The 10,415-nt window shown below is 60.0% G+C and carries 10 protein-coding genes; 4 read left to right on the top strand and 6 right to left on the bottom strand.

Going from position 1 to position 10,415, the window contains the following annotated elements:
• Window positions 1-366, bottom strand: a 366-nt coding sequence (locus VJR29_00130) for a magnesium chelatase domain-containing protein (GenBank protein HKY61803.1), incomplete at its 3' end; no start/stop codon positions are given.
• 110 nt (window positions 367-476) lie between these two features.
• On the opposite strand from VJR29_00130, the gene VJR29_00125 reads away from it, so the two are divergent.
• A complete protein-coding gene (locus tag VJR29_00125; GenBank protein HKY61802.1) occupies window positions 477-764 on the top strand; it encodes a GIY-YIG nuclease family protein in 288 nt (95 codons plus the stop codon).
• Between the two features lie 67 nt (window positions 765-831).
• On the opposite strand, the gene trxB is transcribed toward VJR29_00125, so the two are convergent.
• From trxB to VJR29_00100, 5 genes are all read right to left on the bottom strand, one after another.
• Window positions 832-1,770: a thioredoxin-disulfide reductase gene (gene trxB / locus VJR29_00120; GenBank protein HKY61801.1), complete on the bottom strand. Its 939-nt coding sequence runs from the start codon at window positions 1,768-1,770 to the stop codon at window positions 832-834.
• A gap of 38 nt (window positions 1,771-1,808) precedes the next feature.
• On the bottom strand, window positions 1,809-3,548 hold the full coding sequence (locus VJR29_00115; GenBank protein HKY61800.1) for a hypothetical protein: 1,740 nt from the start codon (window positions 3,546-3,548) through the stop codon (window positions 1,809-1,811).
• Between the two features lie 212 nt (window positions 3,549-3,760).
• Complete coding sequence (locus tag VJR29_00110) at window positions 3,761-5,488, bottom strand: hypothetical protein (GenBank protein ID HKY61799.1); 1,728 nt, start codon at window positions 5,486-5,488, stop codon at window positions 3,761-3,763.
• Between the two features lie 223 nt (window positions 5,489-5,711).
• Window positions 5,712-6,152 (bottom strand): single-stranded DNA-binding protein, encoded by a 441-nt coding sequence (locus tag VJR29_00105; GenBank protein HKY61798.1) that lies wholly within the window; start codon window positions 6,150-6,152, stop codon window positions 5,712-5,714.
• A 43-nt stretch (window positions 6,153-6,195) separates the two neighbouring features.
• The gene (locus VJR29_00100; protein HKY61797.1) at window positions 6,196-6,873 is read right to left on the bottom strand and encodes a tetratricopeptide repeat protein; all 678 of its coding nucleotides are present in this window, start codon (window positions 6,871-6,873) and stop codon (window positions 6,196-6,198) included.
• A gap of 133 nt (window positions 6,874-7,006) precedes the next feature.
• Here VJR29_00100 and VJR29_00095 point away from each other — a divergent pair, with 133 nt between their 5' ends.
• The 3 genes from VJR29_00095 (at window position 7,007) to glmU (ending at window position 10,273) form a co-directional block, all read left to right on the top strand.
• Entirely contained in the window at window positions 7,007-7,969 is a 963-nt protein-coding gene (locus tag VJR29_00095) for a P-loop NTPase (GenBank protein ID HKY61796.1), read from the top strand.
• Between the two features lie 85 nt (window positions 7,970-8,054).
• Entirely contained in the window at window positions 8,055-8,753 is a 699-nt protein-coding gene (locus VJR29_00090; GenBank protein ID HKY61795.1) for a hypothetical protein, read from the top strand.
• A gap of 182 nt (window positions 8,754-8,935) precedes the next feature.
• Entirely contained in the window at window positions 8,936-10,273 is a 1,338-nt protein-coding gene (gene glmU, locus VJR29_00085; protein ID HKY61794.1) for a bifunctional UDP-N-acetylglucosamine diphosphorylase/glucosamine-1-phosphate N-acetyltransferase GlmU, read from the top strand.
• Window positions 10,274-10,415 lie beyond the last annotated feature (142 nt).

Raw genomic sequence — 10,415 nt, 5'->3', positions numbered from 1 at the left:
GGCGCCGCGAACCGGGCGCAGTTTCCCATGCAAGGTAAGCTCGCCCATCAGCGCATAGCCTTCGATGGCCCGAGGGTCGACGACCCCGGAGGCCGCCAAAAGGCCGAGAGCGATGGGAAGATCGTAGGCCGTGCCCTGTTTTTTGACGTCGGCCGGAGCCAGGTTGAGGGTGATGCGGTGGAAAGGAAATTCATAGCCGCAGTTGTGAATGGCGGCGATGACCCGGTCTTTGGATTCCCGCACCGCGCTTTCGGGCAAGCCGACGGTGGACCATCCGGGCAAGCCTTGGCCGATGTCGACTTCGACGTGGATGGGGAAGGCATCGATACCGAGGATTCCGGCCGAGAGCAGGGTGACGGTGCTCATGGTGGGGTTAGAAGCAAAGTTTGAGCCATGTCATTCCGAGCGAGGCGAGGAATCTCATACCCACCAAGGTGGCGTAAAAACCTGGTATCCTATTTGCTTCTTTCACCCGGATGAAGGCGAAAATTTATTATGTTTATCTGCTGACTAATCGCTCCGGGACCTTGTACGTCGGTGTCACCAATGATCTTCGACGCCGGCTTTGGGAACACTCTTCAAAAAACAAGGAGGGCTTTACGTCAAGCTATAACTTGAATCGTCTAATTTACTTTGAAGCGTTTGAGGAGGTCAGGCTTGCGATCGCTCGTGAAAAACAAATTAAGTCCTGGTCTCGAATCAAAAAAATCAATTTGGTTCGAAAATCGAACCCGTCATTTAAGGATCTCACGACCGTAATATAGAATAGAGGACGGAGCTATAGCCGGCTTGGTGGGTATGAGATTCCTCGCTTCGCTCGGAATGACAGCATCAGTGATCCAGGCCCAAGCCCGCCAAATAGCGCTCGGCATCCAAGGCCGCCATGCAACCCATGCCGGCGGCGGTGATGGCTTGGCGGTAGGTGTGGTCGACGCAGTCGCCGGCCGCGAAGACGCCGGGGATGTCGGTGTGGCTGCCCTTGGTCGTCAGGATGTAGCCGTTGGCGTCGGTCGACAATTCGGGGACGAAGGCCGAGTTGGGGACGTGGCCGATCGCCACGAAGATGCCGTCGACCTTGAGCTCGCGGCTTTCGCCGGTTTTGAGATTCTTGAGCCGGACGCCGGTGACCTCGTTTTTGCCCTCGCTCAGGATGTCCTCGACGACGGTATCCCAGACGAACTCGATCTTTTCGTTCTTGAAGGCCCGCTCCTGCATGATCTTGCTGGCCCGAAGCTCGTGCCGGCGGTGAACCAGATAGACCTTTTTGGCGAATTTGGTGAGAAAGGTCGCCTCCTCCATCGCCGAATCGCCGCCACCGACGACGACCAGGTCGGCGCCGCGGAAAAAGGCGCCGTCGCAGGTGGCGCAGGTCGATACCCCGCGGCCCATCAATTTCTTCTCGGCGTCCAGGCCGATCAGCTTGGGCGAGGCGCCGGTCGCGATGATCACCGCATGAGCCAAGATCTCGCCTTGACCGAGCTGGATCTTCTTGGGGTTGGACTTGAGGTCGGCGCCGATCACTTGGTCAAAGAGGATCTGGGTGCCGAAGCGCTCGGCTTGCTTGCGCATCCGGTCCATCAGCTCGGGACCCATGATGCCTTCGGGAAAGCCGGGAAAATTTTCGACGTCGGTCGTGGTGGTGAGTTGGCCGCCGGGCAGGGTGCCATCGATGACGACGGGATTGAGGTTGGCCCGGGCCGCGTAGATGGCGGCGGTGAGTCCGGCGCCGCCGGACCCGACGATGACGATTTTATGAATATTGTCGGTCATGAAAGACCGCTAACCGTTTGAGCCGACCTTGTCAAATCTCAAGGGCCGTACTCGTCGACCGGATTGCGGGTGCCCGGGCCCGGAGGCATGCCCGAGGGACCGCCGTTGCCCGGGCGGTCGGCCAAGCCGAAATAGAGCGAGCCGGCCGCGGCGCCGCAGATGATCGCGCCGCCCAAGTCGAAGAGCCAACTCTTGCCGTTCATGTCGAGCTTGTGGGCCAAAAGATTGCCGCCGGCGGCGCAGAGACCCGAAGCGCCCAGGGCCAAGCCCATGCCTTGGGTGTAGTAGCGCTCCTGCGAGCCTTTTTTCATGGCGAAGGATCCGCCGAAGGCGCCGAAGCCGGCCACACCGACACCGGCCTCGCCGACTAGGGTCCATTTGCGGAGCCCGAGGTGGGGCTTGTCCTCGGGCCTGAGATCCAAGTTGATGTCGATCGCCGAGCTGCGGGCCCAAACGATCAAATCTTCCAGGGCTTTTTTGTTCGAGCTGAGCAAGTCGAAGTTCCCGCTTTCATAGAAGGTGTCGACCGACTGGATCTTCTTGTCGTCGAAGACTTCCATCTTGCCGCCGCGCTCGAAGAGCGTCTTCAGCAGGTGAAGAACCGCAGCCAGCGCCCGGTTGTAGCTGGGTCCCGACTTGGCCGCCGCCCAGGTGCGGAGGTCGCGGTCGATCTTCGACATGTCGAAGCTGTAAACTTCCTTTTGGCCTTCGGTCTTGACCTTCATATGGCGAAGGATGATCTCGAGGGCGGCCTTTCTTTCCACAGTGTTGCCGTACTTGATCAGCAGGTATTCCTTGAAAGCCTCTTGCGGCGGCTGGGCCGCGAGCAGGTCCACCATCTCTTGCTGGGCGGCCTTCTCGTATTGGCCCTGAATGAACTTGGCCCGGATCTCGAAATCTTTCTGGTACTCCGGCTTGAGCTGGGAGTTTTGCAGGGTCTTCATGGCCTCGGCGATGAAGGCGTAGAAGTTCTTGGAGGCGTCGTAGTCCGGATCGACCTTGGAGAGCAGGTCGTTGTAGGCCTTGGCGGTTTCCTTGATCTCGCCGGCATACAGGTAAAGATTGTAGCCGTTCTCGGCCATGATGTGGTTGGCGAAGAGGAAGACCAAGAAGTTGATGCTGCGCAGCTTCAGCTCCTTGCTGAGCTGGGCCGACTTGTCCATCTTGGGCTTCATCGCCGCCCAGAACTTCTCGCGGGCCGTGAAGACTTGCTGAAGCCATTCCACCCGGGTCCGGCTTTCCGGCGTCAGCTTGGGATCGGCCGCCAGCTTGGCGATCACCTTCTCGACGCTGGTTCCCAAGGTCGGATCGACGAAGGTCGACAGAGCCGCCCGGATCGTGTTGATCTGGAGCTCCTTCATCTTTTGATGCTTGGGATCGAGCTGGCCGAAGGCGACGAAGTTGGCGAAGAAATTGGTCCAACCCGCGACGGCTCGGAGCTTGGTGTCCTGGTCGGTGCCTTCGATGACGATTTTATCCATCAAGGCCGAAGGGCTTTTCTCATCGCCCAGGATCTTGATGAACTCACCGCGCACCCGGAGGTAATCGACGAGCAAGCGCGAAGGCGGGTTGTAACCGGGGAAGGCCTTCGTGACCTTGGCCGCATCGGCCGCGGCCAGTTGGAAGCTCTGGCCCTTGCGCTCAAGCGTGAAGATGGATCCGGAAGTGGCTTCCTCGACCGAGACTTTGCAGGGATCTTGGCTGGCGTCGACCGGCGGATCGGTGCATTCGGTGGCGCGGTTCTGGATGGTGACAAAATTATGAATCGGATCGGCCATGGCATTCGCCTCTGAATGAGGGAATAGGCAGAAACACCATCGCCGGGAGAATGGCCCCTTCAACAGCCGCCTTAAAAGCGGTCGATGTGCCCCTTACCAAATCCCCAGGTCCAATAAAATCAGTCACTTATAAAGGTCAAGCGACGGATTACCAGGGTTATCTAGCAAGAGTCTTTTCGGAATGAAAACCCAATAGTTGCTATCTATGCCCCTTAAGGGCCGTAGGGGTCGACCGGGTAGCGGGTGCCGGGGTCGACGGGGCCGGGAGGCTGAGGTCCCAGGCTCCAGGGGTTGGGATTGACGGTGAAGCCATAGACCAAGCCGCCGACGGCGCCGCCGACCAAGGCCCCGACGAAGTCGAAGGCCCAGGAGTGCTTATCGACGTCGAAGGCGTAGGAGAGGGCATTGCCGGCCGCGGCCCCCAGGCCCGAGGCGCCGAGGATGACCCCGGCGCCTTGGCCATAATACTTGCCGTCCGAATACTGCAGCGGGATCATGGCCGCGGCCACGGTGAAGCCGGTGGCCCCGATGGCCAACTCGCTGGTCAAGGTCCATTTGCGGAGCCCGACATGGGGAGTGACCGGCGGCAGGCCCGATTCGCTTTTGGATTTGCGGCGGGCCCAGACGATGAGGTCTTCCAGCGCCGTCTTCTGGGCTCCCATGATCGGGAAGCTGTTGTAGAAATCGTCGGATTCCTGAACCTTCTTTCCCCAGTAGATTTGAATCTTGGAGTTCCGCTCGAAGAGCTCCTTGAGCAGGGACAGCAAGGCGTCGGTGGCCGACTTTTGCTGGTCGGCCGGCAGGCCGTCGATCCAAGTCCGGATATCGGTCGCCGCTCCGACCATGTCGACCGAGGGAATCGGCGCCTCCGGCTTGCTTTTCACCTTCATGCGCTTGAGGAAGATGTCCAAGGCCGCGCCCCGGTGGGCGCCTTGCCCGTATTTGATGCGGAGGTATTCCCGGTAGGCCGTTTCCTCGGGCTTGGCGGCCAGCAAGGTCAGCGTTTCCTGCTGGCCTTTCTTTTCATATTCGGCCTCGACGAAGTTCACCCGTTGGCGGAAATCAGGCAGGTACTCGGTCGGGATGTCGAGCGATTTCAAGCCCCGCATCACCGACGACATGTAGGCGTAATAGTTCTTGGAGGAGTCGTAGCTCGAATCGATCTTGCTCAGGATGTCGTCGAAATTCTGGGCGGTCTTTTGCACGCCGCTCGAATAGAGATAGTTGGCGTAACCTTTGTCGGCCATCAGGTGGTTGGCCATGAGGAAGGTGAGGATCTGCGAGGACTTCATCTTGAGCTCGTCGCTTAAGCCCTGGGACTTATCCATCATCGGCTTTTCGATTTGCCAGATCTTCTCCCGGACCGACTGGACCACCAGCAGCCATTCGGCCCTTTTCTTGGCTTCGGCGCTCAGCTTGGGGTTGCTCTTGATCGCGGTGAGGATTTTTCCGACCAAGGTGTTCAGGGTCGGGTCGACCGACATGTAGGTCATGATCCCGATGACGTCTTCCTGGAACTTCTTGGAGGCATCGGAATTCGGGCTGAGGCTGCCGTGCGAGATGAAGCTGGCCACGTAGTTGGTCCAGCCTTCGAGGACTTCCTCGGTGCTTTGGCCCCCGCTCAGCTTGATCTGCTTGAGGATCGCGGCCGGCTTGGCCTTGTCGCCCAAAAGCTTGAAAAATTCACTGCGCACCAGGAGGTATTCCCCGATTTGGCGGGCCGGCGGTGAATAGGAAGGGAAGAGCCGGGCGACTTTGGCCTTGTCGGCGGCGGCCACACTGTAGCGGTCGCCGCTGCGCTCAAGGACGAAGGACTCCTCGAGGTTCGTCTCGAAGACGTCGATTTTACAGGGATCTTTGGAGGGATCGGGAGCGGCTTGCGTGCAGTCGGAGGAGTTTCCGCCCACGATCTTGAATCGGGTATAGACCGGATCGGCCATGGCTGTGCCCACCTATGGTTAGGTTTAGCGACACGCCCGAGCCGAATTCTCGTGTCTTTATCCCGTAATTTTCGACGAAAAGCTAAAGAAGTTGCTGGCAATTGTCATTCCGAGGAGCAAAGCGACGAGGAATCCCTGCGGAGCTTCTTGGCGCCAAGAAACTCCGCAAGGATCCCTCGCTCCGCTCGGGATGACGGTACGCCGGACGCCGGTATGACAACGCCTAAAACGGAATGTCGTCGTCGGCCTCGACCGGGACGGCTTCCTCGATGCCGGGCGAGCCGCCGCGGGCGCTGCGGGCCGGCCGGCCTTCGCTTCGCTCGCCCCGTTCGCCGGGTCCGCCGAGGAATTGGATGGTCTGAGCGACGATCTCGGTGGTGTAACGCTTGTTGCCGTCCTTGTCGTTCCATTCCCGGGTCTGGAGCCGGCCCTCGATGTAAACCGGCCGGCCCTTGGACAGGTACTCGCCGCAGAGCTCGGCCAGCTTGCTCCACACCACGATCTTGTGCCACTCGGTCCGTTCTTCCTTCTTCCCATCCTTGCTCAGCCAAGATTCGTTGGTGGCGATATTGAAGTTGGCGACGGCGGTGCCGCTCGGGGTGTATTTCACCTCGGGATCGCTGCCGAGGTTGCCGATCAAAATCACTTTATTGACGCTGGCCATATTTTCCTCCGGGTTTGGTTCGCCATTGCATAGTGAAAATTAGTTATTTCAGCAAGCTCTGTGCCAGCGCGTCGCGCTCTTTTTTCCAGTCCGGGTAGTCTCGTTCGAGGTCGCCGGGCGGCAGCCGGTCGAAGGCCTGAAGCTCGGTCTTGGCTTCGTCGGTTTCCCCGGTTTGCTCCAGGGCCTTGGCCAGAAAGAGCCGGTTGAGCGGGTAGTCCGGGGCCAATTTCACCGCTTCCCGGAAATAGGTCACCGATTTGTCCAGATCCTGGGTGATGTTCTTGGGGTTGAGCGAGAAGGAGGGGGCCTGGGAATAAATGTTGCCCAAGACCCGGTAGCAGCCGGCTTGTTCGAAATCCGGACGGACTTCGATCAGGGTTTCGCAGTTCCGCACCATGGTCTTGAGGCCCCGCTGGTAATTGGGGATGTGGTGGCGGATGTAAATCCCGGTGTTGAGGGTTTCGAAATAGAGGCAGGCCGGTTCTTGGGGCGCCGACTTGAGGCACTTTTGGGCGTAGACGATGCCCTCATGGGAGAATTTCAGCTTTTCATCCTTGGAGCTCGCCGATTGGGCCTGGCCGTAGGCGCGCCGCGAGGCTTGGCCCAGCTCCTCGGAGCTGCGCAAACTGGCCAAATCCGACGGCATGCTTTTGGGCGCGGCGCAGGCGAAGAGGGCTAGTGGCGTGGCGAGTGCGGCGAGGGCGTGGATCTTCCGAAACATGGTGCGCGTCCTAAGCGGGGAACCCCGCTTTGTCAACGCCATGCTGTACAAGGGTCTTGCCAATTTTGACAGCCTGTGTCACAAACGCGCCCGGACCTAAAACCACAACTTTTCGAAATCGCCGAGGTGTCGCTTGGGCTCAAGATCTTTCGATCTTGTTCGTGAAACAAGTGCAAGCTCGGGAGAGCCGGCCTTCAGCTTCGAGTGCGAGCCGGTCGCTGTTCCCTTCGAATTCGGAGAAGAGCTTGCGCGGCCCGAGCGGAGCATCCCGCCGGCCCAATGCAAGGTGATCGCCATCGCCAGCGGCAAGGGCGGCACCGGCAAGACCACCTTCACCACCAATCTCGGCATCACTTTCAGCCGCCGCGGCTTGCGGGTCCTGATCCTCGACGCCGACTTCGGTTTGGCCAACGACCACCTCCTGCTCGGCCTCGAGCCGCAGGGCGATATCGGCGACGTCCTGGCCGGCCGGCGCGCCCTGCAGGACGTGCTCCTGACCGGGCCGGGCGGAGTCAAGCTCCTGCCCGGCGGCATGGGATCGAGCCAGCTCTCCAGCCTCGAGCCCTACGAAATCGCCATCCTCTCGCGGGAGCTGGGCAGCTTGGAGCCGCAATTCGATCTGGTCTTGGTGGATTTGGCGGCGGGGATTTCGCCGGCCAACCTCCGTTGGCTGAGGCCGGCCCATGAGACCGTCCTGGTGACGAATCCCGAGGTCACCGCCTTGATCGACGCCTACGGTTTGATCAAGTGCATCGCCCAGGAGCTGCCCGAGCGGGTCGAGTTCAACTTGGTGCTCAACCGGGTGAAGGACGAGGCCGAGGCCCACGGCGCCTTGAAGAAATTGCGCGGCGTGGTGGCCAAGCATCTCCAGAACGTTCGGCTCAATTTATTGGGTTACGTGCCCTTCGATCGGTACTTGCTGCATTCGATCGCCATCCAGGAGCCGGTCGTCCTCTCCCACCCGCGGGCCTTCGTGACTTCCTGCTTGAAGGGCATCGAGCAGAAGCTCCATGCCCGTTTCCGCGCTTGGGAGAAGAAGCAGGATCGCGACGCCGAAAGCCCCTCCTATTTTGCCCGGCTCGTCCAACAAGGTTAGGATTTTGATATCGGTAGACCGGGGGCTTTAGCCCCCGGCGTCAGGGCCTGAAGGCCCTGACCTACGGGTTATAATAGGTTTTGAAATGAGTTCTAAAAAATTCTGGCAACGGGGTTCGGTCTCCAAGATGTTGGAGAAACCGGGAAAAGCTTTCAAAAATACCTTCCGGGTGGTGCGGGGACGGAAAGGCGATTTCGAAGCCTTGGCCAAGGTCCTGCCGGCGAGCTTCGCCAAGCTGGAGCGCGGCGCCGAAGTCCTCGATCAAGGTTTTCCGATCCGGGAAGGCGAGTCGCGGATCGATTATCTGCTGGGCAATCCGGCCGGCGAGTTGACCTTCGTTTGGCTGCAGCGCCAATGCAATTCGGAAAGCCTTTCCCGCTTGCTGCCCGACTACCATTGGATTCAAAAGAATTGCGGAATCTGGACCCATCTTTTTCCCCAAGCCTTGAAAAGCCAGCAGCTCCAGATGAGGGTATGGATTTTCGCCCTCGAGATCGACGCCGACCTGCAATACCTCCTGGCTTACCTCCAAGGCGTCCGGATCCAAGTTTTCCATGCCCGCCGCGAGGGAGAAGCTTGGCGCTTCCGCCCTTGGAAGATGGGGAAAAATGCCAGCTTGGCCGAAACCCCCAAACCGGCGCCGATGTCGGTTCCGGCTCCGGTTCGGCCGGCCGCGCCGCTCCTGACTCGGGAGGAGATCAACGATCTCTTGGGCGAAGTTCAGGCTCCGGCCGAGCGGAGGTGGCAGGAAGACGAAGACACCGATCCGCACTATCAACCGTAGGTGTTGTCATTCCGAGGCCCAAAGGGGCCGAGGAATCTCCTACCTCCTTGGTGGGTATGAGATCCCTCGCTGGCGCTCGGGATGACAGGATCCCTGACGGAATCCTGTCACTCGGGGATTGATCTTTTCGACGAATTCAGCCTAAGCAGGACAAGTCCATGAAAGGCCTGAACATTATTATAATGGCCGCAGGCAATTCCACCCGGCTCAAATCCCGTCTCACCAAGGTGATGCAACCGCTCTGCGGCTTGCCCCTGATCGATCATATTCTGCGCACTGCCCGGAGCTTGCGGCCGCAAAAGATCGCTCTCGTCGTCGGCAACCACAAGGAAGCCTTGATCGACCACCTCCGCGGCCAAAAAGATTTGATCTTCGCCCATCAAAAAGAGCGGCGCGGCACCGCCCATGCCGCTCAGATCGGCTTGAAGGCCCTGGGCAGGGTCTCGGGTCCGATCCTGGTCTTGAGCGGCGACGTTCCTTTGCTGAAAATTGAAACCTTGAAGCGCCTGCTTCGGCTCGGCGCGGCCCGGCCGCTTTCCTTGGTGACGGCGGTGCTGGCCGATCCCTTCGGCTATGGCCGCCTGCTGCGCGACGGCGAGGGCCGGGTTTACGGGATCGTCGAGGAAAAGAACGCCAGCCCCGAGGAACGGCAGATCAACGAGATCAATGCCGGGATTTATTGCGTGGAAGCCGGATTTTTCGGCCGGGCCCTGTCCAAAGTGAAGCCCGATCCCATCAAGAAGGAATATTACCTGACCGACTTGGTCGAGATCGCGGTGGGCGAGGGCATTCCGGTCCACACCGTTCCGGCCGAGGACAGCCGGGAGATCCTGGGCGTCAACACCCGGGCCGAGCTGGCCTATTTGCAGCAAGTTCGCCGAGGCGAGCTGGTTGCCATGCATTTGGACAAGGGCGTCGGGATGGAAGATCCGGCCTCGGTCTACATCGACGAAGGGATTGCGATCGGGGAAGACAGTTATTTGGGGCCGGGAGTGCATTTGAAAGGGAAGACCAAGGTTGGCCGCGCCTGCCGGATCGAGACCGGCTGCGTCCTGGTCGACGCCCAGCTCGGAGACGAAGTCGAGGTCAAGGCCTACAGCCATCTTCAAGATTGCCGAGTGAAGGCCAAGGCCATCCTCGGGCCTTTCGCCCGGCTTCGGCCCGGCAGCTTGGTCGAGGAAGAGGCCCACGTCGGGAATTTCGTCGAATTGAAAAAGACCCGGCTGGGTCGCGGCAGCAAGGCCAACCATCTGAGCTATCTCGGTGACGCCGTGATCGGGAAGGGCGTTAACGTCGGTGCCGGGACCATCACTTGCAATTACGACGGCAAGAATAAATTCCAAACCCGGCTCGACGACGGGGTTTTCGTCGGCAGCGACACCCAGTTGGTCGCGCCGGTGCGGGTCGGCAAGGGGGCTTATATCGGCGCCGGCACCACCGTGACCAAGAACGTGCCTCCGGGCTCGCTCGCGGTCTCGCGGGTCGAGCAGAAGAACATTCGGAATTACAAGAAGCGATAGGCTATGTGCGGAATCGTCGGATACATCGGTGAAAAGGGGGCGGCGGAGATCCTGCTCGACGGGCTCTCGCGCCTGGAATACCGGGGCTACGATTCGGCCGGCATCGCGGTCCTCGACGGCGGTCGCTTCGAGATCCTGCGGG

The sequence above is a fragment of the bacterium genome (genome assembly GCA_035281585.1).
Lineage (GTDB): Bacteria > UBA10199 > UBA10199 > DSSB01 > DSSB01 > DATEDP01.
The sequence above is the reverse complement of the archived record's forward strand: the minus strand, read 5'-3'. Positions and strand labels throughout refer to the sequence as shown.